At 52.7% G+C, this 23,562-nt stretch carries 22 protein-coding genes and 1 tRNA gene; 11 read left to right on the forward strand and 12 right to left on the reverse strand.

Annotation, left to right across the window (positions count from 1 at the left end; translation table 11 throughout):
• Positions 1-33 precede the first annotated feature (33 nt).
• On the forward strand, positions 34-1,200 hold the full coding sequence (locus B7994_RS11535) for a ribose-phosphate pyrophosphokinase (RefSeq protein ID WP_088638619.1): 1,167 nt from the start codon (positions 34-36) through the stop codon (positions 1,198-1,200).
• A gap of 174 nt (positions 1,201-1,374) precedes the next feature.
• Complete coding sequence (locus B7994_RS11540; protein WP_088638620.1) at positions 1,375-2,031, forward strand: hypothetical protein; 657 nt, start codon at positions 1,375-1,377, stop codon at positions 2,029-2,031.
• A gap of 85 nt (positions 2,032-2,116) precedes the next feature.
• Here B7994_RS11540 and B7994_RS11545 read toward each other — a convergent pair whose 3' ends face one another.
• The 3 genes from B7994_RS11545 to B7994_RS11555 all read right to left on the reverse strand — a co-directional run bounded on the left by B7994_RS11545 (position 2,117) and on the right by B7994_RS11555 (position 7,700).
• Complete coding sequence (locus B7994_RS11545; protein ID WP_088638621.1) at positions 2,117-2,893, reverse strand: sulfite exporter TauE/SafE family protein; 777 nt, start codon at positions 2,891-2,893, stop codon at positions 2,117-2,119.
• Positions 2,890-4,149 (reverse strand): hypothetical protein, encoded by a 1,260-nt coding sequence (locus B7994_RS11550; RefSeq protein ID WP_144063865.1) that lies wholly within the window; start codon positions 4,147-4,149, stop codon positions 2,890-2,892. Before B7994_RS11550 ends, B7994_RS11545 begins: the two co-directional genes overlap by 4 nt.
• A 101-nt stretch (positions 4,150-4,250) precedes the next feature.
• Positions 4,251-7,700: a transglycosylase domain-containing protein gene (locus tag B7994_RS11555; protein WP_233143190.1), complete on the reverse strand. Its 3,450-nt coding sequence runs from the start codon at positions 7,698-7,700 to the stop codon at positions 4,251-4,253.
• 123 nt (positions 7,701-7,823) lie between these two features.
• Between B7994_RS11555 and B7994_RS11560 the strand changes: the two genes are divergently transcribed.
• The 9 genes from B7994_RS11560 to B7994_RS11600 all read left to right on the forward strand — a co-directional run bounded on the left by B7994_RS11560 (position 7,824) and on the right by B7994_RS11600 (position 14,103).
• A tRNA-Ser gene (locus tag B7994_RS11560) sits at positions 7,824-7,912 on the forward strand.
• A 211-nt stretch (positions 7,913-8,123) separates the two neighbouring features.
• Positions 8,124-8,660, forward strand: coding sequence for a hypothetical protein (locus B7994_RS11565; protein WP_144063866.1), 537 nt, complete (start codon positions 8,124-8,126; stop codon positions 8,658-8,660).
• A 3-nt stretch (positions 8,661-8,663) separates the two neighbouring features.
• Positions 8,664-9,272, forward strand: coding sequence for a hypothetical protein (locus B7994_RS11570; RefSeq protein ID WP_088638624.1), 609 nt, complete (start codon positions 8,664-8,666; stop codon positions 9,270-9,272).
• 195 nt (positions 9,273-9,467) lie between these two features.
• Complete coding sequence (locus tag B7994_RS11575) at positions 9,468-9,944, forward strand: hypothetical protein (RefSeq protein WP_144063867.1); 477 nt, start codon at positions 9,468-9,470, stop codon at positions 9,942-9,944.
• Positions 9,945-9,947: 3 nt separating this feature from the next.
• Entirely contained in the window at positions 9,948-10,493 is a 546-nt protein-coding gene (locus B7994_RS11580) for a hypothetical protein (protein WP_088638626.1), read from the forward strand.
• Between the two features lie 22 nt (positions 10,494-10,515).
• On the forward strand, positions 10,516-11,214 hold the full coding sequence (locus B7994_RS13965) for a hypothetical protein (protein ID WP_144063868.1): 699 nt from the start codon (positions 10,516-10,518) through the stop codon (positions 11,212-11,214).
• Positions 11,215-11,881: 667 nt separating this feature from the next.
• Complete coding sequence (locus B7994_RS11590; RefSeq protein ID WP_088638628.1) at positions 11,882-12,499, forward strand: hypothetical protein; 618 nt, start codon at positions 11,882-11,884, stop codon at positions 12,497-12,499.
• Between the two features lie 135 nt (positions 12,500-12,634).
• The gene (locus tag B7994_RS11595) at positions 12,635-12,988 is read left to right on the forward strand and encodes a hypothetical protein (RefSeq protein WP_088638629.1); all 354 of its coding nucleotides are present in this window, start codon (positions 12,635-12,637) and stop codon (positions 12,986-12,988) included.
• Positions 12,989-13,011: 23 nt separating this feature from the next.
• Positions 13,012-14,103: a serine hydrolase gene (locus B7994_RS11600; RefSeq protein WP_088638630.1), complete on the forward strand. Its 1,092-nt coding sequence runs from the start codon at positions 13,012-13,014 to the stop codon at positions 14,101-14,103.
• Positions 14,104-14,500: 397 nt separating this feature from the next.
• On the opposite strand, the gene B7994_RS11605 is transcribed toward B7994_RS11600, so the two are convergent.
• The 9 genes from B7994_RS11605 to B7994_RS11645 all read right to left on the reverse strand — a co-directional run bounded on the left by B7994_RS11605 (position 14,501) and on the right by B7994_RS11645 (position 23,545).
• Complete coding sequence (locus B7994_RS11605; RefSeq protein ID WP_088638631.1) at positions 14,501-14,974, reverse strand: TraR/DksA C4-type zinc finger protein; 474 nt, start codon at positions 14,972-14,974, stop codon at positions 14,501-14,503.
• An 80-nt stretch (positions 14,975-15,054) separates the two neighbouring features.
• Positions 15,055-15,972 (reverse strand): MlaD family protein, encoded by a 918-nt coding sequence (locus B7994_RS11610; RefSeq protein WP_088638632.1) that lies wholly within the window; start codon positions 15,970-15,972, stop codon positions 15,055-15,057.
• Positions 15,973-15,999: 27 nt separating this feature from the next.
• Positions 16,000-17,031 carry an HPr(Ser) kinase/phosphatase gene (gene hprK, locus B7994_RS11615; protein WP_088638633.1) on the reverse strand — a complete coding sequence of 344 codons (1,032 nt, stop codon included), beginning with the start codon at positions 17,029-17,031 and terminating at the stop codon, positions 16,000-16,002.
• Between the two features lie 3 nt (positions 17,032-17,034).
• A complete protein-coding gene (gene hpf, locus B7994_RS11620) occupies positions 17,035-17,352 on the reverse strand; it encodes a ribosome hibernation-promoting factor, HPF/YfiA family (protein ID WP_088638634.1) in 318 nt (105 codons plus the stop codon).
• A gap of 187 nt (positions 17,353-17,539) precedes the next feature.
• Positions 17,540-19,261: an RNA polymerase factor sigma-54 gene (gene rpoN / locus B7994_RS11625; RefSeq protein WP_088638635.1), complete on the reverse strand. Its 1,722-nt coding sequence runs from the start codon at positions 19,259-19,261 to the stop codon at positions 17,540-17,542.
• A 9-nt stretch (positions 19,262-19,270) separates the two neighbouring features.
• Positions 19,271-20,008, reverse strand: coding sequence for an LPS export ABC transporter ATP-binding protein (gene lptB, locus B7994_RS11630; RefSeq protein WP_088638636.1), 738 nt, complete (start codon positions 20,006-20,008; stop codon positions 19,271-19,273).
• The gene (locus B7994_RS11635) at positions 20,005-21,324 is read right to left on the reverse strand and encodes a hypothetical protein (RefSeq protein WP_233143191.1); all 1,320 of its coding nucleotides are present in this window, start codon (positions 21,322-21,324) and stop codon (positions 20,005-20,007) included. The genes lptB and B7994_RS11635 overlap by 4 nt, the downstream gene beginning before the upstream one ends.
• The gene (gene lptC / locus B7994_RS11640; RefSeq protein ID WP_233143192.1) at positions 21,321-21,989 is read right to left on the reverse strand and encodes an LPS export ABC transporter periplasmic protein LptC; all 669 of its coding nucleotides are present in this window, start codon (positions 21,987-21,989) and stop codon (positions 21,321-21,323) included. The genes B7994_RS11635 and lptC overlap by 4 nt, the downstream gene beginning before the upstream one ends.
• A 62-nt stretch (positions 21,990-22,051) precedes the next feature.
• Positions 22,052-23,545 carry an oligosaccharide flippase family protein gene (locus tag B7994_RS11645; RefSeq protein WP_088638638.1) on the reverse strand — a complete coding sequence of 498 codons (1,494 nt, stop codon included), beginning with the start codon at positions 23,543-23,545 and terminating at the stop codon, positions 22,052-22,054.
• Between the last annotated feature and the right edge of the window lie 17 nt (positions 23,546-23,562).

Raw genomic sequence — 23,562 nt, forward strand, 5'->3', positions numbered from 1 at the left:
ACATCAAATTCAACCCCCAATCAAGGCAAAAATATGTCAGATCGTTTTATCGTGACCGGCAACTTCACCGATGACCCGTTCGCCATCGACATGGCCCAGTACATCGGCCTCCGTGAAGACATCTCCGACGTGGTCTCCCTGAAGACCTTCGCCAACTCCGAATTCTGCCCCCGCTACATGCTGGATGTGGACGACATGGAGCATATTGGCAAGCGTCTCGAAGGCAAGATTGTCTTGATTTGCTCGGTGTCGAACCATGAACGCAGCCGTAACGACTACGCCATGCGCAACTGCATTCTGGCCCGCGCCGCCAAGGACAACGGTGCAGAGCAGGTGGTGCTCGTTGAACCCGACCTGTTCTACAGCGCCCAGGACCGTGGCCCGCACCGCATTGGCCCTCTCGAGAAGGACCGCCCGGATATCGACTTGAAGAAGTTCGACGGCCAGGCCTTCACGAGCCTCCTTTACGCCGAACTCCTCAAGAAGTCCGGTGTCGACGCCGTGGTGACGGTGCACAACCACAGCATCAAGGTGCAGAACCTCTTCAACGAAATTTTCGAAGGTCACTTCCATAACCTCATCCCGACCGACGTCTACGCTCACTACATCAAGAGCAGCAACTTCGTGCAGACCGGCAAGGACGGCAACAACCTCGTGATTGTCTCCCCGGACAAGGGCGCCCGCCCGTTCATGAATGCCGTCTACGATGCCCTGCAGCTGCCCGAGTGCAAGCGCGTGGTGATGGACAAGGTCCGTACCGGCGAACGTGAAATCAGCATGACCTTCAATCCGGAACTTTCTGACATCAGCATCGAAGAAATCGAAGGCAAGGACGTGATCGTGTTCGACGACATGGTGCGCACGGGTACCACCATCGTGCAGTGCTGCGAACACATCAAGAAGGGCAACCCGAACCGCGTGTGCTTCGGCGTGACGCACTTCCATACCAGTGCCGAAGCTCGCGAAAAGCTGAACAGCCACGCCATCGACGAAATCCTCACGACCTCGACCCTCCCGGATATCATGAATCGTGACTGCCAGGGCCGCCTGCGCAAGAAGCTCACCGTGCTCAAGCTCGGCAAGTGGATTGCCCGCCACGTGATGCAGATGTACGGCATGGACGACGGCCGCTTCGAGAAGGACTTCTACAAGATCGATATGTCCTCGAAGAACCCGCGTTGGCCGCCTGTATTCTTCTAATTTCTTCTAATGAGATCGTTCGCGGTTAATTACTTTAGAGCCCCTGTTTAACAACAGGGGTTTTGTTGTTGCCCATAACAACGAAAAAAGCGTGTATTGCAATTGTATTATCCTATATGAAACGAAATAATGTATATATACAATACACCTGTTATACAACAACAAGGAGATAATATGTTTTCTAAGAAGGTGATTTTCCCCCTGGCCGCGATTGCGATGGCCTCTTTTGTCGCATGTGGCGACGATAGCTCCAGCTCTCCCTCCAAGGAAGCTCCTGCGAGCATCAAGAATTTTGTCGATAGCAAGGACCTTGCTTGCTCTGCAACCGATAACTTCTGCGCGAAGGTTTTCGTCGAGGAAATGCAGGACACTATCCAGTGCAGCGGCAAGTCTTGGGACATGATGGTCCTGGGCAAGCCGGTTGCCGGCTGTGAAGCTGCCGCCCCGGCCGCTGAGGAACCTGCTGCCGGCGAAGGCCCCGCTGCTGGTGAAGAACCTGCCGCCGGCGAGGAACCCCCTGCCGGTGAAGGCCCTGCCGCTGGTGAAGAACCTGCTGCCGGCGAAGGCCCTGTCGCCGGTGAAGAACCTGCTGCTGGCGAAGGCCCCGCCGCCGGTGAAGAACCCGCTGCTGGCGAAGGCCCCGCCGCCGGTGAAGAACCCGCTGCTGGTGAAGGCCCCGCCGCTGGCGAAGGTCCTGCCGCAGGTGGCAATGTCGTTTACTGCATTGTCCCGGGCGTTATGGGTGGCTGCGAGGAACTCCCCGCCGAAGCTGCCGCGATGTGCGAAACTACGCTCGAAGGCCAGCTCGTTGACGCTTGCCCCGCCGAATAATCTAGCACACGTCTAAAAACAGAAATGCGACTCGTTTATACGGGTCGCTTTTTGTTTCAGTTCACTGCTTGATGGATAAAACTGCCTACCCGACGATTAGGTCGATAATCAGGTAGATTGCCATCGCGATGCTACATGCGCTCACGAAATGCTGGATGAACTTGTTGCCTTTTTTGCGCTGTAAAAAGCTCCCGCAGTAGCCGCCGAGCCATGCGCCTGCGGCCATCACGATGGCGATGGGCCAGTCGATTTTGCCCGCGATGCCGAGCGCCGTGGTGCTGACAATCAGGAACACGTTGGTGAGCGCGTTCTTGAGTGCGTTCACGCGGATGGCGTCGAGCCCGGTGTATCGCGTGAGGGCGAAAATCTGTACGAATCCGACGCCCACCTGCACGATGCAGCCGTATATGGAAATGCATGCGAACCCGATGGCGCCTTTCCAGGTGAGTTTTTCGGGAGGTGTCGCGGGCGGTTTGCCGAGGATGTCCTTGCGCAGGTTGCTCATCACGACGACGACGCAGATGACGACGGCGAGGATTGCCTGGAACATCTTGTCGCCGATATGCACCAGGAAGCAGGCGCCGATTCCCGTGCCCACGATGGTGGGGATGAGCAGTTGCAGGAATATCTTCTTGTTCAGGTAGCCGTGCTTCATCAGGTTGAAGGCGCTGCTGCAGTTCCCGATGATGAGGCCTATTCGGTTGGTGCCGTTCGCGACGGTCGCGGGCATGCCGAGGAATATCATGATGGGCAGGCTAAGCGTGGAGCCGCCGCCCGCGATGCTGTTGATGAGGCTTACGATGGCGCCAAGTACGAAAAATGCGGGATACTGCGCGTAGTCCCACCAGGGCGCGTTTATCATTTGGCGATTTCCTTCTCGAGGAACTGCTTGTTGTCAAGCACTTTCTGTTTTTGCCCGTATTCCGGATATTCGCCGAGGCACTTGTCGAGCGGGGCGATGGCATCCTGGAGGAGCTTCTTTTTCTTGGCGGCGTCCTTCTGCTTTTGTGCCTTCGTGAAAATCTGCGAAGTGGTTTTGCGTTGGGCGTTGCAGAATGTGTTTGCGAGTTCCTGGTACTTGTCGTTAGCTTCTTTGCGGAGCTTGCTGGCCTTTAACTTGTTCAAAGCGGCCTTCGCTTCGCCGTACTTGCCCGCCTTTATGAGTTCGTCGGCCTTCGCGAGAGCCTGTGCGGGGTCGTGGCTTTCCCAGTACTTTGCCGCCTCGGAATTGGTTGCGGCAGCAAGGCCTGCGATGTAGTCAATAAGCGCCTGGATATGCAGTTCGTTTTCAAAGTCGCGGTAGCGCATCTGCAGTTCGGTTGCCTTCTTCTGCGCTTCGGCGAATTGCGCCTGGTTGTCGGCGAGCGCCTTTATGGTATCGTATTCCTTCTTGGCCTTGGCGAGCGTGTTCTTGTAGGCGACCTGCTTTTGTGCATTAGCCCAGCCGGTGAGCGAATCGCCTGGGGCAAGCGCGATTAGGCTGTCGGCGGTTTCTGCCACCATGCTGTAGGCGGTCTGTGCGCGGTTCATGTTCTGGATTTGGAACACGAGCGGTTCAAACGCCTTTGCCTTTTCGGCGCGTTCTTTGCCGAACTCGTTCAGCAGTGTATCGGCTTTATCGAACCAAACTTTCCACATGGGCTTGAGGATGCGGAACTTTTCAAGATAGGCGCTTGCGGAATCGGTAAGGCCCGCCTTGTACAGCGATGCTGCATGGGCGAAGACTTCTTCAACGAGTTTCGGGAATGCGGTATAGGGGTCCGGAACCTGTGCGGCTGCGGAACTGGGCTGCGTATTGTCGGTGGCGCCCGCATCGCTTGTGGCGGGAGTGTTTTCGGGCGTGTTCAGGCGGTAGGAATCGAGAGCCTGCGAATCGAAGGCGCCTGCGTGTTCTGTGCTGGTCGCAGAACTTGTTGTGGAACTTGTAGAGGCGCCTTCGCTGGGCTTGGACTGGCCTGCGGGCGCTGTGGCCTGCTGGTCGGCGCCTGCTTGCGGTTTTGCCACGGTGGCGTCTTGGGTGGCGGTTTGCGGTTGTGCGTCGGTTGCGGGCGCGGGCGCGTTGCCTGCACAGGCGGCGAGCATGAATGTCGCTGCCGCCATCAGAAGGGCTTTGCTCAAAAATTTCATATTCATATTCAATTCTTCTGCTTTTTAGTTTCCTCAGGTTTGGATCCCTCGCCGCGATGCCTTGCGGCATCTAGCTCAGGATAGCGCAAACGTTATTCCGCTTCGATAGGCACGAATGCACCGCCGTCCATTCCGGCGGGCAAATCCCAGTCGTCGTCTTGCGGCATGGCGGCTGCCTTCGGTGCGGCTGCCGGTGCCGCCGGCTGTGCGGGTTGTACGGCTGCGGGCTGTGTGGTTCCCGCGGTCGGCCCGGCAACTGGTGCGGTCTGCACAGGCACAACAGGCTGCGTTGTTGCCGACGTGGGTTCTGCGGTAGTCGCCGCGCCTTCTTGCGGAACTGCGGCTGCCTGCGCGTTGCCTGCGTCTGCACTGCCTGTCGGCGCCTGGCCCGCCTGCGCGTTCTGCTCGCCCGGCTGTACCGCCTGCGCGGAGCCCGCATTCTCGCTACCCGCTTCGGCAGGTGCGGCACCTGCCATCGGCATGGGCATGCTTGTCATGATGCCTTCTGCTGCAATCGTTTCGGCGGCCTTTTCTTGTACCTGCGGGGGCACGAATCCCGGCGCTTCGATATACGGGAGCGGTCTACCTTGCGATGCGTCGGCGATGTAGAAGCCCGACATCGGGTCGACGGTAATCTGCCCGCGTTCGTTGGCGAGGTGCAGCGGGACTTCGCCTTCGGCGAGCATCGAGATGTCGAAGAAGTCTATGTTGTCCGGAGTCCCGAGGATTTCGATTTCTTCCTTCGCGAATGCGGCCCATTGCGGAAGGCCGCCCGAGGCGCCTGCGATGCGGGTCCTGCCCGACTTGAGCGGCTTGTTGTTGTCGAAGCCCACGTAGCTACCGATAGCTACTACGGAATCGAGCGCGATGCCTTCTTTTTCGGCAACATACGTCGGGATAGCGCCCATGAACGCCACGTTCCTGTAATCGTTCGTAGTACCAGTTTTTCCGAGTGCGGGGTAGCGCAGTTTTGTCTGGCTGTCGGGGCTTTCTACCGTGAGCGCATTCACCTGGCTGCGTGCGGTACCGTTTACGAATACGGAGCGCAGCATCGCACCCATTTGCGAAGTAATGAGCGAATCAAGAATCACTTTCGATTCTACGGAGTTCCTGAAAATCGTCTGCCCGTCCTTCTTGATTTCCTTGATGAAGCACGGCTCGTTCCATTCTCCGTCTTTGCACTTGTATACCTTGCCCGAGAGGATAGTCTGGTAGGCGGTGCTGATTTCACCCAGGGTAATCTCGTTCACGCCGAGCGGCATGCTGAACACTTTCTGCAGTTTCTGGTTGATGCCGATTTCGTGTGCGAACCGCGCGTATTCCGCCATGGAAAGCGAGCGACGGAAATCTGGCCAGTAGCGTAGGGAAGCTTCGTCGAGATAGTCGGTCTCGGGATCTACCTGCTTCATCATCACGGTGAGGCGTTTCACGTCGCCCAGGGTAAAGTTCCTGAAGAGTTTCACAGAATCGATAGGCGGAAGCGATTCGGAAAGATCCGGGTCGAGTTCCTGTATTTCGCGCTTGTGGAGGATATCGGAATAGTCCTTGAAGTTGTGCCCGATGAACGCTCTTATTTTCTCGTCTTTCTTGGCCTGTTTTAGTGCGACATCGTTGTAGGTGCCGACGCGCAGGTCCAGCACGTCTATCGCGCGCTCGTATTTTTCTTCGGCCTCGTACTGTGCGGCGAGAGCATACTGTGCCTTCGTGAACTCGATCTCGCGCTTCACGCTTTCCTTCATGGTGAGCCCGAACTTGTCGCGCAGTCTCTCGAAATATGCCTTGCTGTCTTCGTCGCTGTTGCGGGCGAATCCGTTCTCTTGCGCGACGGAATTGAATTCCTCGGGGCTGAGTTTGTCGAGCAGGTGGTCCAAGAGCCATATGCTTGCGATGTTCTCGGAACGTGTTGCCGCCCACGCGATGCTCACGAGGTCGCCCTTGTTCTTGTGGTCGGGGCGCGGGTAGTAGAACTGGTTCACGTGCTGGAACACGTTGAAGTCGTTCTCGAGGACGTTCATGTAGTTCCACTTGTGCTTGAGCGCGAGTGCGTAGAGGATAGGCTTCCAGCTACTGCCGAGTTGGCGCAGCGCCTTGAAACTGCGGTCGAAGTCCGTATTGTGGAAACCGCCCTGGCTTGCGACGACCATGCCGTTCCTGATGGCCACAAGGCCGCCCTGCAGCACCGGTTCTGTTTCGATTTTGCACGGCGCAAAGCCGTTCACTTTCTTTTCGTCGAGGATACTCACCAAAAGGATGGCGCCCTTCTTCATCTGGTTGCCCAGGACGGCTGCCGGATCCTTGCCAATCTGCTTGCCGAATTCCTTGAGCGACTGTTCGCCTACTTCGCCCTTGAGCTGCCCGAAGCTCAGGCGCAGCGCTTTGAGTTCGCCCTTCTCGTTATGGAGTACGGTATCGACCGCGCCGTACAGGTAGTCGCCCTTGCGTGCGCTTACTGCCTTGTTCGCATACTTCGCCTTCGGGAGCACGAAACCGCCGAGCTGCATCTGCAGGTTGCTGATGTTTGTCTGCAATGCGCGCTTGGCGGCGTCCTGGCTCCTTGCGTCGAGTGTCGTCACGATTTCGAGCTGTGCCTTGCGCCAGTCGCTGATATCTTTTTCTTCGAAGAGTTTTTGGTAGAAGTCGCTGGAGAGTTTCTCGTCGATACGTTCGAGAGTGGTCGATACACTGAAGCGGAAGTTGCCGTGCTTGAAGTGCAGCGGCTCGGCGAGCGCCTCTTTCATTTGTTCTGCGTCGATATAGCCTTCGTCGAGCATGCGGCCGAGAACGTAGCGCAGTCTTTCTTCGCCGCGCTGGAGCGCCTTTTCCTTGCGTTCTTCGGTGCGCTGGATGAACGGGTCGTAGTTGAACGGGCCCTTGACCGAGCCTGCGATGAATGCGCATTCGGCAAGCGAGAGGTCCTTGAGATCCTTGTCGAAGAAGTACTGGGCTGCGATGGCCACGCCCTTGCCCGTACCCGATACGTGGAACTGGTTCAGGTAGAATTCCAGGATGTCTTCCTTGCTGAAGTGCTTCTCGAGTCGCAGTGCGTTGATGAGTTCCTTCCACTTGGCCTTGATGCTCCGCTCTTCGCGGCCGAGCACGTTCTTTGCCGTCTGCTGCGTGAGGGTGGAACCGCCCTGTCGCATGTGGCCGCTCTTGATGTTTGCCGCCATCGCACGGATGAACCCGTGCAGGCTGAATCCGTTATGGTTCCAATAGCTTGCGTCTTCTGCAGCGACGAGCGCGTTAATGATGTTTAGCGGGATATCGCCGTAGGGCACGTAGATGCGGTGGTTTGCATCGAAGAATGCGCCCAGCAGGCTGTTGCCGTCGTTGTAGTACACGCGGGTCTCGCCGGAGAGCACCTGCAATATGGTGTCCCTGTTGAACTGGTTATCCGGATCGCGCTCGGGGAGAATCTTGAACACGAAAATATATGCCGGTATGCAGCAGATGAGCCCCACGAGGGCGAACGCCGCAACGATTTTGAAAAGCTTGACTATCACGGAGCCTGATTTCTTCTGTTTTCTTTTTGCCTGTGCCATAAAAATCACCAAAAGGACCCTGCGGAGTGCGCAGAGCCTGCTAATATGCTTGAATTTAGCATTTTTTGGGGCCGACCCCTTGAAAATTGGCGCAAAAATAAGTAAAATTAGTGTCCCCAAGATGGGAAGATGGCCGAGTTGGCCGAAGGCGCGTCCCTGCTAAGGACGTATAGGACTTAATCCTATCGCGAGTTCGAATCTCGCTCTTCCCGCTGCAAAGACCCTCCGGCGCAAGTCGGGGGGTCCTTTGTTTTTGCTGATTTTGCCTTTTTTACAGAAAAAGCGCCTAATTTTACACATAAATTATATATTCAAAGGAGCAAAAATTAAGGGATTGGGTAAGGTATGCAGAAAGTGTCTAAAATATACCTCGCCTTGACAACCGCAATCTGCGGGTTGTTCTGTGGGTGTTATGACGGGGAAATGGAATGTTATGATTCAAATCGGTTTGTTAGTTTAAATTTCTTGACAACGGATGAGTTTGACAGTATTCAATTGTACCTAAATGAAAAGCACATATGTTATGGTGACGTGGGCGTTTATTATGAGCAAATTATATGTCAGGATACTGGACGTTTTTTGGTTGCCACAGTCGTGTCAGAAGCGGATGTTGATAAGTGTGTTTTATCGGAAGAGAATCCTATATGGTACGGTTTTCATTGCTTTGTTGGCAAGCCCTCTGATGGGATAGACGTCAATTCTGCAAAAATACGTGCACAGATATTTTATAAGGATGAAAAAAGTTGGATTGAGACACCCTTGAATACTTGGGGCGGAAATTATGTTAATGTGATTGCTGAAAGTGACACTACTCGGTGGTTTACTTATGATAAAAATCCAGTAAGACCATATTTTGATGATTACGATTCTCCGTCTTCGTCTAATCGTGTAGGTTGCTATGACGGTTACTGTGTAGCGACGTTGCCGATTGTAAAAGAAGAATTTTGCTACGATAAGTAAGTCATGCAGAAAAAGTCTAAAATATACCTCGCCTTGACAACCGCCATTTGCGGGTTGTTTTGCGGTTGCTATGACGGGGAAGTTGAGTGCTATGATTCAAGGGAGTATTTGATAATAAATATTTTATCAGCTACAAATATTGATAGTGCGATAATCAGTATAAATGAATCTCAAAAGTGTTATTTGAATAAGATTCGATTATATGCAAAATTAGAAAGTGAAGAATTTTTTTATGATGAGGGAGTCAATAAAAATGTAACCGATATAGAACGATGTGATTCAGTAGAGAAATGTTTTTTCTGGAAATCTGCAGGATGTATTTTAGGTCATTCTGACAAGATCGACATTGATACAAATTACATCTCTATACTTTTGTTTGATGGCTCTCAAGAAAAAATTATCAGTATTGATAAACCTTTTTCTAGCAATAATATGATCAATATAATTCCAGAATCAGATACTGCCGAATGGTTTGGTTATAAGGAAAATCCAATAAGACCGTTTTTTGATGTGTTTGATTCTCCGGCTTCGTCGAATCGTGCCGGTTGCTATGATGGTTATTGTGTTGCAATGCTGCCAATGGCAGATAACGATTTTTGCTACGACAAGTAGAAGAAAGGATAGGGAGTGCAGAAGATACCTAAAATATTCCTCGTCTTAACAACCGCTATCAGCGGATTGTTCTGTGGGTGCTATGATGGGGAAACGGAATGCTTTCCTCCGGGAGCCCGGTTCTATCATAATTCGACACTGGATGTAGATAGTGTCCAATTTTATTTGGACGATGAACGGATATGTTATGAGCAATTGATTGTTGAAGATGGAATATGTACGAATTGCCCTAAAATAAAAGGAAATCTTTTTGAGAATATAATGTGCCAAAATTCAGTTGATGATGAATCCTATAGTTTTTTTTCGTTTGGCGATGAATATATAAACAATTGTGTTGCAACAGAGGATTTTCCTATATGGAGGGCTTTTGATTGCAGCATAAATGAAAAGTTGTATAAGAAATCTATAGATTCGTTAAAGTTAACGATGCATGTTTTTTTGAAAAATGAAAGTAAAAAAATTGAATTAGGAATAAAGATTGCTGATGGAAATCACTATAATATAATTGCCGAGCAGGATACGGCATTGTGGTATAGTTATACATCTGTTACGATGAGAGACTATTTTGACTACTATGGCCCTGCAAGTGCATGGAAAAGGTCTGGCTGTTATGACGGTTATTGCGTTGCGATATTGCCGATGGCTGAAAAAGATGTTTGCTATGATAAGTAAGTCATGCCGAAGATTTCTCCTAAAATATACCTCGCCTTGACAACCGCAATCTGCGGGTTGTTCTGTGGATGCCATGAGGGAATTGAGACGAAATGTTATGATTCAGATCAGTATGTATTTTTGAGAATTATATCTACGACACATATTGATAGTGCCCATTTTTTTCTCAATAATCAGCGAGTTTGTGAGGGTGGACTAAGTAAGAAAGAATACCTGTGCAATGAGGATGATTGCCCTGTATGGGACGTTTTTTCCTGTGGTCTCGGTCCTTTGGAGAATGTTGATTTTGATTCAAGTAAGATGAGCATTGAGATTTTTATAAAAGGAGACATAAATAATATAGAGACGGACTTCACTGTAATTGGCGGGAATGATATTAATGTCATTCCCGAACAGGATAGTGCTAAATGGTTTAGTTATAAGGAAAATCCACTTGGTCAAATCTATGGTTCCCCACAGTTGTCGAAACGTGCCGGTTGCTATGACGGCTACTGCGTCGCAACGTTGCCGATTGTAAAAGAAAAATTTTGCTACGATTTATCCAATTAAAAGTATATAAATTATTAGCATCATGCCGAAGATTTCTCCTAAAATATACCTCGCCTTGACAACCGCAATCTGCGGGTTATTCTGTGGTTGCTATGATGGCGAAATCGAGTGTTATGATTCAGACCGGTTTGTTTCTTTGAGAGTCATATCAACAACAAATATTGATAGCGTGTATTTTTTTCTGGATGACCAACGTGTATGCAATAAAGAAACAGGTATCGACCAGAAATGGTTTTTATGTAATGATTCTACCAACAAAGTTCCAGTTTATATTCAGCCAACTTCAGATACTATTCCTGATGGTTGTGAACTGCGGGCAGGGATGTGGATATGTATGGAGCATAAAAATGGCCTAAGACAATTGCCGTCATTCGAATATAATCCCGACAATTGTGTTGTATCGCAGGCTTATCCTATTTGGAATGGATTTTCTTGCGAGATTGATCCTTTTGATGATGTTGAATTAGGTAAGAGTAAATTAAGTATGCAAGTTTTTTCCCATGAAAAAGAAGTCAGGATAGAAACGGATTATGTTGTAGCGGGTGGATATAATGTCAATATCATTTCTGAACAAGATAGTTCTATGTGGTTTAGTTACAAAAAAAATCCGCTAGATCTCATTAATAATGTTCCTGATCGCACAACTCGCAATGGATGCTATGATGGCTACTGTGTGATGACTTTGCCGATAGTTCTTGATAGATATTGCTACGACAAGTGAAAAGAGGTAATGTGGTGCAAAAGTTATCTATAATATACCTTGCTTTGACAACCGCAATCTGCGGGTTGTTTTGTGGTTGCACTACTAGCGACGAATGTTCTGTTTATGATGACGCAGTCAAAACGATGTTCTTCTTTTCGGCAAATGATAATCGGTTATACGAACAATATGGACAATCTATAGGGGACTATATCCCATATGACGAATCGGATGAAGGGGCCATAGAGGTCTTGTTTACCTTGAATGGCGATACCATTTGTCAGTCGAGTAGATATGACATAGGGACTTGGGCCGTTGTCAATATCGAAAATCATTATAGCTACCCGTCTGTTGTTAAGTACACGTGCAGAGCGGGTGTGTATTGCCACAAGGTCAAGTCGTCGAAACACAATACGCTAAAGATGAATATCGTTAGGAATGGTTCGTCGGGCAAGGAACTGTATACTGATAGTATTGAGGTAAAGTACAACTATGCGTATGGGTTCTTTTTAGAGCAAGATTTGGAACAGATTCAGAAATCATCCGATCCCGATGTTGACATCTCAAACCAAAAGTGTATAAATGGCGTCTGCATGTTTTCGTACAAGAAAAACAATGGTGTCTGCAAAAGAGGGACCCTGGGCGACGAATGCTTTATAGAACCATAGGCTGCTCATGCTGGTAAAATATGCAGAAGATATCTAAAATATTCCTCGTTTTAATAACCGCGATTTGCGGGATATTTTTGGGGTGCTACTATGATGGTGCAGATGTTGAATGTTTTGATACAAAGGAATATATATCTATTCACATACTATCTACTACAAAGATTGATAGTGCAGATATGTATTTAAGTGGGGAGCAGGTGTGTCATATAAAACGCGTATATACTTTTGTTAAGCCTGCTAATGAAATGTATTTTTCTGATAAAGATTTACATAAGGTGTTGACTGGTGAAGATCTGTGCGACTCGTTAGAAGAATGTCCTTCTTGGTATGATTTGGGGTGTTATTTAAGAAAACCTCCTAATAAAATCAGAACCCAAGATACCCTTGTTTCTATGCACTTATTTGAAGGATTGCAAAGAAAGGAACAAAATATAACCATACCAGCTATAGGCGGGAATAATATCAATGTCATTTCTGAACAGGATACAGCTATATGGTTTGGTTATAAGGACAATCCTATGATACCTTTTTCCGGCGATTTTAGAGCACCGGCCTCATCGAATCGTGTTGGTTGCTATGACGGTTATTGTGTAGCAAAGTTGCCAATAGAAGATAAGGAATATTGCTACGACAAATAATGCCCTAATTTTGGCCATTTTTTTGCGGTTTTGGGGTGTTCTGGCTCATATCGGGGCATTTTTTACGCACATGTACTTGTTTTCTGCGAAATTTTTATAGATATTACAAGCATAAAACGAATCAAGGAGTTTTTTATGAAGACAAGTAGTTTTCTGACGGGTGTCGCCCTGGGCGCAGTTGCGGCCTTTTTGGCGAACAAGAAGTTCGGTGACAAGCTCTGCCCCTGCAGTTGCAAGTGCGACGATGAAGCCGGCGACAGTGCTGCCAAGGAAGCCGAAGATGCCGTCGAGAAACTCCGCGGCTCGGTGGAAAGCCTGACCGGCGAACTGAACAAGCGCATCGAGTCGGAACAGACTTTCGCTGCGAAGTGCAAGGACCTCGAAGACAAGGTGCTCATCAAGGAAACCGAAATCGAGAACCTCAAGAACACCATCGCCGCGAACGAGGTGCAGACCCGCAAGCTCGAAGAAGAACTCGCCAAGAAGTAATCGCATTTCGGGCGGCTTTCGATATGCGGTTTGACGAAGGCGCAATCCTTTCGCTTTTGCAGGGCGGGAAGGCCGAAGGTGTATTCAACAAGGCGGTGGCGGGCTTTATATTGCCCGACGGCAGTACGCGCACAGTTGCGCTCGATACGCCCGCCGATACGGTGTTCGACATCGCAAGCCTCACGAAGGTTTGCCCTACGTCAACGCTTGCGCTCAGTTACATTCTGGAGGGCAAGCTGGGGCTCGATGCCCGCGTTATAGATTACATCCCTGAATTGCAGACAAACTACCGCGAAGACATTCGCGTGTTCCACCTGCTTACGCACAGCCTGGATTACCGCGTGCCGATGAAGACCTTGCGCACGCTCCCGCCCGAGGGTATACTGGAGGCGCTTTTTACCTACCAGTTCGCGAAGGCGCCCGGGGCGGATTTCAATTACGGGAACCCGGCGAGCGTGTTGCTCGGCATGATACTGCAAAGGCTTACGGGCAAGGACCTGCAGCAGCAGGGGCGCGAGCGGTTCTTTATGCCGCTCGGTATGGCCCGCAGCGGCTGGGACCCGCTGACCCGCGAGTGGAACCCGATTGCGGTGGAAGAAATCGCCCCGACGGAAATCTGCAGTTTCCGAGGGCGGGAAATCCGCGGCGAGATACACGACGAGAGTGCGTGGGTATTGCGCAAGCTTTTCCCGGTGGGGAGCGCCGGCATGTTCAGTTGCGTGCCCGACCTCTTGAAGTTCGTGAAGATGGTATTGGATGATGGCGCCGCTTGTGGTCCGGATGGCGCGGAAATCCGGGTCGCGCCTGCGGGTATCCTCGATATGGTGAGCCGGAATGCGTTTCTGTTGCCGGAAGCCCGCGCGTATTCAAGTGCTGCGGGCGCCTGCACAGCCCTTGGCTGGGAACTTGCCCAGGGCAAGTTCATGGGGTCGCGCGTGTCGCCCCGCACCTTCGGCAAGACGGGCTTTACCGGGGCGAGCATCGTCGCCGACCCAATCGCAGGCGCCGCAGTTGTGCTGCTCTCCGATTTCACGTACCCGCACCGCGAGGCAAGTGCTGACCGCATCCATGCCTTCCGCGCCAAGCTTTCCGACGCATTTTTTGGCGCCGTTTAATGTTTTGACTCATAAAACGCGCTGTTTTTGACTTTTTTACGGACTAAATGACCACCCCCTCGACTTTAGTCCGTAATTTTTTGAACAAATTAAACGATTTTTGACCCCGGAAAGCGACTTTTAGCCCGATTTGCTCCAATTTCGCGTTCGCAAACGTCATTTTTGCCGTTTTTTGTTACGTACAAATTAGAAAATTACGGACTAAATGCCTGCCCCACCGATTTTAGTCCGTAAATTTCCCCAAAAAACCTTGTTTCGCGCTCTGCCTCCCCCCAAAAATCGCATTTTTCGCGCCGACTTGCTCTAAAAATCGCATTTTCAGCCCGCAAAAAAATCCCGGCGCAATGCCGGGATTTTTAATACTCTAAGAAAGAAAGGCCTGCGGCCTTCACATGCATTACCGGCCGGCTGCCCTCTTCTGCATTTCCTTGCGCTGCGCTTCGGCGAAGAGGCGCGCCATTTCCATGCGGTTGTTTTCCTGTTCCTTCTTCTTGGTCTCTTCCTTGCAGTTCACGCACTTGGTGGCCGTGGGCACGGCCATGAGGCGCGCCTTCGGGATAAGCTGCTTGCACACCTTGCAGATGCCGAACGTACCGTTGCGGATGCGCTGGAGCGCCTCTTCGAGGTACACGAGGTACTTGCCTTCGCGGGCGGCAAGCGAGAAAGTGGTTTCGAGCGTGTTGTAGTCTGTCGCAGAGTCGGCGCTGTCAGAATCTCCGCCGTCGCCAGATTGGCTCTTCTGTCCTTGGAATGCGTTGGCCCTTTCCGATTCACTCTGCGCAGTTACCAACTGGCGACGCTTCTCGACGAGCATCTCCTCGAAAAACTTCAAGTCGGCATCGCTCATTTTCGCGGGTTTCTTTTCACTCATGGCACACTCCTTTGTAGAGTCGGTTTAACACGTCATACGCGGAAAATTATCTTTTTTTAACAGAAAAAGGTAAACTTTTTTTAAAAAATATCGATATTTAGTTTAAGCCCAGATTTCTTGATGTCCTTGGTCAGTTTGTCGATGTCTTTTGCGAGTTTTTCCAGCCCGCCAATGAGCTTTCCGTGGCCCGAAACGACCAGCGCGACGGTGTTGTCCTTGCCGTCCAGGCGCGATGCCAGGGCTTCGGCCTCGTTTTTGAGTTCTTTTACGCGTTCTAGCAGTGTATCTATGTGCTTGAGCAGTTCCGAGCCCTTTTCTACAGTGACCGTCCCGCGCTTCGTGGCGTCGTCGATTTCGGCGTGGAGCTTCTGGAGCGTCCCTTCGCCCTTGTCGAGTACGGCGACGGCTTCGTCGCGGGTATCGGAGATGAGCTTTTTGCTTGCGTTCAGGAGCCTCTTGCCCTTCTTGGCGATCCGTTCGATCCTCTGACCCGTGCTGCCTATGGTCAGCGAGTCCTTGAGGGCCATAATCTGCTGCTGCATGGTGTCGAGGTCCGCGATGGCGTCCTTGAGCATGGCGCTTACCCCCGAAAGCCCGTCGTCAAAGGCCCCGTAGACCGTGTCGCCGTCGGCAATCCAGTCGTTGTCTTCTGCCGTCAGGATGTTCATTTCGCGCTCGCCCATGAGGCCAGCGTTGATGAGCCTGAATTCGGAGTGCTTCGAGATTTTCGCATCGGCAAGGACTTCCACCTTCACGAAGACGGCGTCGTCCGTGAGTTCCACCTTGAGGATTTTACCCTTCTCGATACCGCGTACGACCACGCGGTTGCCCGGCGAGAGCGTTCCGATTTGCTGGTAGCTCACCACGAAGCTGTAGCGCGCGTGGTAGGGGCTCGAGGGGTGGAAAAAGTACCAGGCAAAACAACAGCCTGCAACCAATATCATGAACACGATAAAGGGAAACAGGTTGTTCTTTATGAGGTTCTTTAACTTGTACATCGGCGGGAAAGATAGAATTTAGGTAGTCTACTCGTAGATGGACCAGTGCTCGATGTCCATTTCGAGCAGGTCGTCGCTGTATTCTCTCTTGGCCTTGGCCTTGATTTTCTTCATGAGGCCCTCGTTGAAATCCTTCGCGATGTTCTGGCCGTTCATTTTCATGAGCGCATTCATCGCGATGACCTCGAGAATCACGGTGAGGTTCTTGCCCGGCGCCACGGGGATGACAATCTTGGGGATACGCACTCCCATGACGACTTCTTCGAGTTCGTTGAGGCCGGTACGTTCATAAAGCACGTCACGCTGCCAGGGCTGGAGCTCTACGATGACTTCAATCTTCTTGACCTTGCGGATGGCATGGATACCGAACATCGAGCGGATGTCGAGGATGCCTACGCCGCGGATTTCCATGTGGTGGCGGATAAGCGGGTCGGGCCTGCCAATGATGGCGTTGCCCACGTGGCTGATGTGGACAACGTCGTCTGCAACCATGCGGTGGCCGCTTTCGACAAGGTCGAGCACGCATTCGGACTTGCCCACGTTACTGTCGCCCACGAAGAGCATGCCTATACCGTAGACGTCCACGAGACTCCCGTGGATAATGGAATGCGGCGCAAAGAATTCTTCTAGGATTCGCTGCGCAATCTTGTTGAATTCGTAGGTGTGGAGCGTGGTCGAGAACAGCGGGATGTGCAGGCGTGTGCACATTTCCTTGAGTTCGGCGTGCGGCATTTGCGCATGCGTTACTACCCACATCGGTGCGCGGAACTCGGAAAGCGAATCAAAAACTTTTTTGCGGCCCTCGGGCCCGAGGCTTTCGAGGTAGTTCCATTCCGTATGGCCCACGACCTGAATTTGCTTGAAGCTGTATACCTTGGTGTAGCCCGCCATGGCAAGGCCCGGGCGGTGGATACCGCTTTCAGCGATATTCGTGTCTAGGTCTTCTTCGGGGGTGTGCAGGGCGAGCTGCAAATCCTTGCCGTAGTGACCAAAAAAGTCCCGCACCGGGAGTTTTTCCCGATGCAGGATCTTGATATCTTTCAACCTGGATTCGGCCACGGCTTATGTCAGGTTGGAGATTGGCTGTGCGCGGTGGTCGTTCTGCTTGTCGTTCGCCTTCTTGAGCTGAACCTTCACGCGTTCCAGGGCTACGTCGACGGCCTTGCCCATGTTATCCTCGTCAGCAGAGGCGACGACTACGGAACCGGTGATGTTCACGCTGATTTCGCAGTGGCGCTGGTGTTCAACTTCGTGGTCGAGGATTACGGAGGCGTTGGTAATGTTCGGGTAGAATTTGGCCAATTTGTCCATTTCTTCCTGGATGCGATCCTGGAGACCGGCAGATGCGTTGAAGTGGCGAGCAGAAAACTGAATATCCATTGTGATACCTCCGTATAATAAAGATGGTACTTTGCGGGGCGTTTCGCCTCGCATCTAGAGTATATACATCTTTTTTTCCGAAAAAACCAAATGAAAACAAGTTTTTTTAGAATAAAATCATCCCGATTGGAATATAGAAGGGCTCCAAAAGGGCAATTTTTTGTTTTTTTTCGATAAAAAAGGCCAATTAGAGCTGTTTTCGCTGGCGGGCGGGGAGGATTTTGAGCTTTTCCTCGCGGTATTTTGCCACCGTGCGGCGGGCGACCTGGATTCCTTCTTTTGCGAGGGCGTCGGCGATGGCCTGGTCCGAGAGGGGCTTTTTCTTGTCTTCGCCGTCTACGAGGGTCCTGATGGCCTCGAGGATTCGGGCCGAGCCGACGATATCGTCTTCGCCTTCGAAGCCTTCGGGGGCGCTTGACGCGGGCGCGCTGCTTGCAGGGGCGTCCGGGGACCCGTTGAAGACCGTCACGGCGGCAGTGTCGGCGGGTGGGCGCTTGCCTTGCTGGCGGACGCCCGATGTGAAGAACTGCTTGAGTTCGTATATACCGAAGGGGGTCTCCACGTACTTGCCGTTGGTGACGCGGCTGACGGTCGAGAGGTCGCGCTTTACTTCGTCTGCAATGTCCTGCAGAATCATGGGCCTGAGGAACGAGGGGCCGTTCTTGAAGAATGCCGGCTGGCGCTTCACGATGGCGCGCATCACCTGTTCCATGGTCGAGAAGCGGTTGTTCGCCGCGTTGATGAACTCTTCCGCCTTGCGCTTGTTGTTCTGGATATACTCGCGCGTTTCTTTGTCTAGCTTAATGTCTCCGTTGAGCATGTCGGTGTAGTACTTGTTCACGCGCAGCCGGCGCACTTTGTTGCGGGATTCCTGCGTGCATTCTACTTCGAACTTGCCCTTCTTGAGTTCTACCTTCAGGTCGACATGCTTTATCTGTGTCGGGGCATTCGAAATCTGCCTGCCCGGGTGCGGGGTGAGCCTCCCGAGCGAGGCTACGGCCTGCTGTACTGCCGTGGAGGATACCGACATCGCCTTCGCGATTTTGCCGTACCGGAGTTCGATGAGGTCGTCGAAATGCTGTTCCAGAATCTGCCTGGTGAGCGCCGGGAAATCGTCGATGGCTTCCGCCTGGATAAGGAAACATTCCTGCATGTTGCGGGCGCCAATCCCGCGCGGCGTGAAACTGCGGAGCACGTGTATCGCCTCGGCTACGGGGAGGCTCGCGTTTTCGAGGGCAATATCGTTGCGAATGACATGCTCGATTTCGACAACGAGAGGGTCTTCGCCCGGGTCCGATGCCATCTTGAGCATTACGTCATCGGGGGCGGCCTGCAGGTAGCCGTTCTCGTCGAGGCTGTCGATGAGGTACTGGATGAGCGAGCGGAAATGCGCTTCGGTGCAGCCTGCCTCCTCAAGTTGGCGCAACAGGAGCGGGGTTCCGTTCCAGTCGCGCAGTTGGTCGCGCAGGGTATCTTGCAGGCTCTTGTCGCGGTCTTTTTGCGGGCGGTCCCATTCGTCGAGTGCATCGTGCGAGGGCGCGTTCAGGTCCTTGAGCGGGGCATCGTCATCGAAGGAGCCGTCTTCGAGTCTGCGCTCCATGTCGGAGTTTGTCGAGTTCTCGAGAATGTCGTAGTCGTGGTCGGCGGTATCTTCGAGGGTGCCGGACTCGAAATCCATTTCATGGATGGCTTCGTCGTCGGAGTTTGCATTGTCGGCAGATTCGTCCAGGGAGGTTTCCTCGGGCGATTCGTCATCGAGTTCCAGCAGCGGGTTCACCGCGAGTTCCTCGTTGATGGCCATGTCCAGTTCCTGCGCTGTCTTCTGCAATATGGCAGCAGACTGCAGCATCTGCGGTGAGATGTTCTGCTCCAGGCGCTGGGACTGTCCTAGTTGCATTCCTACGTTCATAAGGTTTTCCTAGTCCAGCCTGAAACTATCGCCCAGGTAGATGCGCCTTGCTTCGGGGTCGTTCGCGAGGTATTCGGACGAACCTTCAGTAAGCACCTGGCTCTTGTACATGATGTAGGCGCGGTCGGTAATCGAAAGCGTCTCGCGCACGTTGTGGTCGGTAATGAGGATGCCCATGCCCTTTTCCTTGAGGCCCGAGATAATGGACTGGATGTCGGCAACGGCAATCGGGTCGATGCCCGCGAAAGGTTCGTCGAGCAGCAGGAAGGAGGGGTCGCTTGCGAGCGCGCGTGCGATTTCGAGGCGCCTGCGTTCACCGCCCGAGCAGCTCATGGATTTTGTCTTGCGGATATGCGTAATCTTGAATTCCTCGAGCAACTGTTCCAGGCGCATTTTGCGCTCGCGGCGCTTGAGCCCTTGCGTTTCGAGGATGGCCATTATGTTGTCTTCAACCGAGAGCTTGCGGAAGATGGAGGCCTCCTGCGGGAGGTAGCCCACGCCGAGGCGCGCCCGCTTGTACATGGGTTTGTCCGTCATCTCGATGTCGTCGAGGAAAATGTGGCCCGAATCGGGGCGCACCATTCCCACAATCATGTAGAACGAAGTCGTCTTGCCGGCACCGTTGGGGCCAAGCAGCCCGACGATTTCGCCCTGCGACACGCTGATGGAAACATCGCTCACCACCTGGCGGCCGCCATAGACCTTGCGCAGTTTATCTGTACGGATTGTGCTTACCAGACTCTTCATGGTTTCTTGTCCTCCGTCTTGACCTTCGCTCTTTCCCTTTGACGCGGATACTTGAACTTGCTCTTTACATTATCTTTATTTTCACCCTGTTTTGTCAACCCCAGGGAATCGGAAAGGGCCGGTTTTACGCCCGCTTTGGCAAGCGAATCTAGCCGAGCCTTCTCTTTTGCAGCCTTGTTGCGCTGTTCCTTTTCGAGGTCCACGTACCGCCCGCTCGCCATATTGCTACGCCCGAGCAGCCGGAGCGTCTTGACGGCGTTCTTGAGCGGGTCGAAAACGATGTTGATGGTGTCGCCTGCAGCTTCGTTTTTGCCCGATACAGTGCGGTCCTTTTTCACGTAGAAGTAGGTGCTCTGCGCCTTGCCCGATACGATGGCGTGGTCCATCTTGCCCTTCTTGAAATACAGGTCGAGGCGGTTCCCGTCCATGAGGTTCCTGTAGTCGGGCAGGTCTGTTTCGTAGAAGAATCCCTTCGCGTTCAGGTTCACGTACAGGCGTTCAATCTTGTTGTCCTTGAATTCGCAGTAGAGTGTATCGCCGAATGCCTCGGTCACGTTGCCGGGCGCACTCCTCTTGGGGTCTTCCTTTGAGATGCCGTGCGCGTTCCTTATCACGAGCGCAGACTTCATTGTCTTCTTGGCCTCGTCGATGACGAGGAAAATGGAATCGCCCGTGAGGTGATAGTTCTTCATGTCGAACGTGGGGTGGCCCTTCATCGATAGCCAGCTGTTCGCGCGGTCGAAGTATCCCGTGTCGCAGGTGACCACCATGTCTCTTTCGGTGACCTTCACGTCCTTGTAGGCTTCGGCAAACGAAAACTTCTTGTTGTAGATAATTTTGCGCGCTTCAATGGTAAGCGTGTCAGTCGTGTTGTCCTTGTGTTTCTCGTACTGGTAGAGTTTGGGCTTCTGCGGCATCGTGAGGATTTCGTTCTCGCGGTCGTATTCCAGATAGTCGCCTGTGAACTTGTACGAATTTGCGGAGTCGCCGGCAACCACGTTCCCGCTTGCGATGGCGATGCTTTGCTTTTTGCGGTAGATGCCGTTGTCGGCCTGGATGAACCCGCTCGGGTGCGTGAACAGGAACCCGCCGGTACACTGCACCATTTCGGCATCCTTGTTCCAGGTGGCGCGCTGCGTGCGGAACTGGATGCTGTCATGCACGAACAGCACACGGCCCTGCAGCAGCAGGGTGCCCCGCTTGCGGGCGACAGCGAGGCTGTCCGCGTGCTTCATGATAAGCGGGGAAGTCTGCGCGAAAACGTCTGCCACGAGGAGCAGGCACATGAGCAGGAAGATGCCGGGAACGCGCCTCAATGGTTCCCCCGTGTAGGCGCCGGGCCTGCAGCCGCCGGAGGCTCGGGCGGTTTCTTCTCGAGTTCTTCCGCCTGCTTCTTGTCTTCTTCCTTCATGCGTTTCGCTGCGTCCTGGAATATGCCCGTCACGTTCGATAGGATTCTCCAGTTGTCCATGCGGGCGTCGCTTACGAATCCCTTGCCCTGCAATACGTCGCCGTCTTCGGAAACGACGCGCACGTAGCTGTCGGTCTTGACCTGGTCATCGCGCTTGTTCCATAGCAGGGAATCCGCGCGCACCGAGGCTCCCTTCGGGGTCAGCGCATACACGTGCCCGTAGGCATACACGTACGTGAACTTCATGTCCATTCGTCCGGAATCCGCACGCAGGAACGCGACGCGCTCTCCGACGGAATCGTAGATATCTACTAGCACGGGCCGCATGAACACGACCTCCTTGTCGGACCAGCGTTCCAGATAGGCGGTCTTCAGTTTCCAGGAGAGGATGTCCTTGTCGTAGCAGTCCAGGAGTGTGGTGTCGGTGAAGAGCATCTGTGGGCGGTCCACATGGATCCAGGGCTTTTCTTCTTCAATCTCTTCGCAGCCGGCGAGTAGGGCCACGCACAGCGCCAGGAGCACGGCGGTAAGGCGCGGTGCGGGTACAGACCCCAAACCGCGGAACAACATACCTTTCAGTATATTCTGCAAAAACCGTGCCATAATGTACAAGGTACAAATATTTAGGGGGTCTAATTGGGGGATTTGCGTTTTTTCTTCGGTTTTTTGCCGCTCAATCCCTGGAAGTAGAAGGTCGAGAGGATCAGGAGAATCGCGATGCCGTAGAAAACAGCTTTCAGGAGCAGACCCGGATTGTAACCGTTATTTAGAACAACGTAAAGTACCGTGAGCAGGATAATCCAGATTCCCTGAACCCAGAGTGTCCAGCTGTAGGGCCAGAATCCTATCATGCGGTACACATAGATGTTCATCCATACCACCTGCAGTATCTGGTAGCTCATCGAGGAGAGCGCCGCACCCGCGATTCCCAGGTGCGGGATCAGGAGGTAGTTCATGGCGATGGCGAACACGAGCGAGACTGCGTTCATGAGGAGCATGAACTTGCTGCGGCCCAGCCCGTTTATCACGGGGCCCGCGAGGCCGAACATGCCGTTAATCAGGTTCCCTATCATGAGGATGCCGAGAACGGCGACAGGGTTTTCTTCGGTAATGAACGACTTTCCGGCAATCATCATCGTCTGTTCCGGGAACAGCACGATGAAGAACCCGATGCCGAGCTGTATCAGGGTCACCATCGATACGCAGTAGCTGAATACGGGCTTGAGGTCGGTCTTCAGTCGTTCGGGGGTCATTCCCGCCACTACCGGGAGCAGGATGGGGTTGTAGCTCTGGCGGATAGTCTTGAGCCCGTTAGAGATGGTCACCATCACGGCGTAGATACCTGCCGCCTCCGGGCCAATCAATGCAAGCACCATCCAGAGGTCCATGCGGAGCAAGAAAGACGTGACCACTTCGGAAAAACCGAGCGGGATGGAATAGTTCAGCAGGTCTTTTGAAAGTGGTTTTTTCGGGCGCCACGGCATCTCGGGGAACTGCTTGCGGACAAGGAATATGTAGCAGACTACGCCGAGGCAGTTTGCGACGAAGAGGCCCACCGGCAGGGCGAGCGTCTGCGGGAACGATGCGAAAAAGAGCACGAGCCCGATGACCGGCGCAAGTGCCGATACCGCGAAGTCGTTGATGAAAATTTTGTATTGCGGGTGGCGATTGCCTTCGGATGCGCCTGCAAAAATGTGGAGGATGGACCACGGCACCAGCGAGAGGATGTATATCGAAATCTCGGTGGAAGATAGCATCGCAAGGCCGCTCGAGAGCTTGTGCAGCCCGAAGTAGGCGGCGATAAGCACACCGACCGTGAGGATGGCCGAGAAGAGCACCGTGCGCTTGACGGATTCCATGATGCCTTCGTACCGGTCGCGCCCCTGCACGATGTTTTGGGGAATGTAGCGGTGCAGGCCCTTGTCAAGCCCGAGGACTGCCACGCGGCTCATGGTGAGCACCCACAACTGGGTGGAGACATACACGCCGAATAGCGCCTTGTCGAACACGCGCGCCACCACTATCATCAGCACGGGAGCGATGACCTTGAGTGCGGTACCTGCCAGGTTGAGGAATGCGCTCTTGACAAGGTACTTTTGGTCTTTCTGGATGTTACCCTCGGCCATGGAGTTCCTCGTACCTC

The organism is Fibrobacter sp. UWR2, assembly GCF_002210285.1.
Classification (GTDB): Bacteria; Fibrobacterota; Fibrobacteria; order Fibrobacterales; family Fibrobacteraceae; genus Fibrobacter.

Excerpts from the sequence above, each read along its gene's own strand:
- B7994_RS11535 (WP_088638619.1), top strand. The coding sequence starts at position 34 with ATGTCAGATCGTTTTATCGTGACCGGCAACTTCACCGATGACCCGTTC.
- B7994_RS11540 (WP_088638620.1), top strand. The coding sequence starts at position 1,375 with ATGTTTTCTAAGAAGGTGATTTTCCCCCTGGCCGCGATTGCGATGGCC.
- B7994_RS11545 (WP_088638621.1), bottom strand. The coding sequence starts at position 2,893 with ATGATAAACGCGCCCTGGTGGGACTACGCGCAGTATCCCGCATTTTTC.
- B7994_RS11555 (WP_233143190.1), bottom strand. The coding sequence starts at position 7,700 with ATGGCACAGGCAAAAAGAAAACAGAAGAAATCAGGCTCCGTGATAGTC.
- B7994_RS11565 (WP_144063866.1), top strand. The coding sequence starts at position 8,124 with ATGGAATGTTATGATTCAAATCGGTTTGTTAGTTTAAATTTCTTGACA.
- B7994_RS11570 (WP_088638624.1), top strand. The coding sequence starts at position 8,664 with ATGCAGAAAAAGTCTAAAATATACCTCGCCTTGACAACCGCCATTTGC.
- B7994_RS11580 (WP_088638626.1), top strand. The coding sequence starts at position 9,948 with ATGCCGAAGATTTCTCCTAAAATATACCTCGCCTTGACAACCGCAATC.
- B7994_RS13965 (WP_144063868.1), top strand. The coding sequence starts at position 10,516 with ATGCCGAAGATTTCTCCTAAAATATACCTCGCCTTGACAACCGCAATC.
- B7994_RS11590 (WP_088638628.1), top strand. The coding sequence starts at position 11,882 with ATGCAGAAGATATCTAAAATATTCCTCGTTTTAATAACCGCGATTTGC.
- B7994_RS11595 (WP_088638629.1), top strand. The coding sequence starts at position 12,635 with ATGAAGACAAGTAGTTTTCTGACGGGTGTCGCCCTGGGCGCAGTTGCG.
- B7994_RS11600 (WP_088638630.1), top strand. The coding sequence starts at position 13,012 with ATGCGGTTTGACGAAGGCGCAATCCTTTCGCTTTTGCAGGGCGGGAAG.
- B7994_RS11605 (WP_088638631.1), bottom strand. The coding sequence starts at position 14,974 with ATGAGTGAAAAGAAACCCGCGAAAATGAGCGATGCCGACTTGAAGTTT.
- B7994_RS11610 (WP_088638632.1), bottom strand. The coding sequence starts at position 15,972 with ATGTACAAGTTAAAGAACCTCATAAAGAACAACCTGTTTCCCTTTATC.
- hpf (WP_088638634.1), bottom strand. The coding sequence starts at position 17,352 with ATGGATATTCAGTTTTCTGCTCGCCACTTCAACGCATCTGCCGGTCTC.
- rpoN (WP_088638635.1), bottom strand. The coding sequence starts at position 19,261 with ATGAACGTAGGAATGCAACTAGGACAGTCCCAGCGCCTGGAGCAGAAC.
- lptB (WP_088638636.1), bottom strand. The coding sequence starts at position 20,008 with ATGAAGAGTCTGGTAAGCACAATCCGTACAGATAAACTGCGCAAGGTC.
- lptC (WP_233143192.1), bottom strand. The coding sequence starts at position 21,989 with ATGTTGTTCCGCGGTTTGGGGTCTGTACCCGCACCGCGCCTTACCGCC.
- B7994_RS11645 (WP_088638638.1), bottom strand. The coding sequence starts at position 23,545 with ATGGCCGAGGGTAACATCCAGAAAGACCAAAAGTACCTTGTCAAGAGC.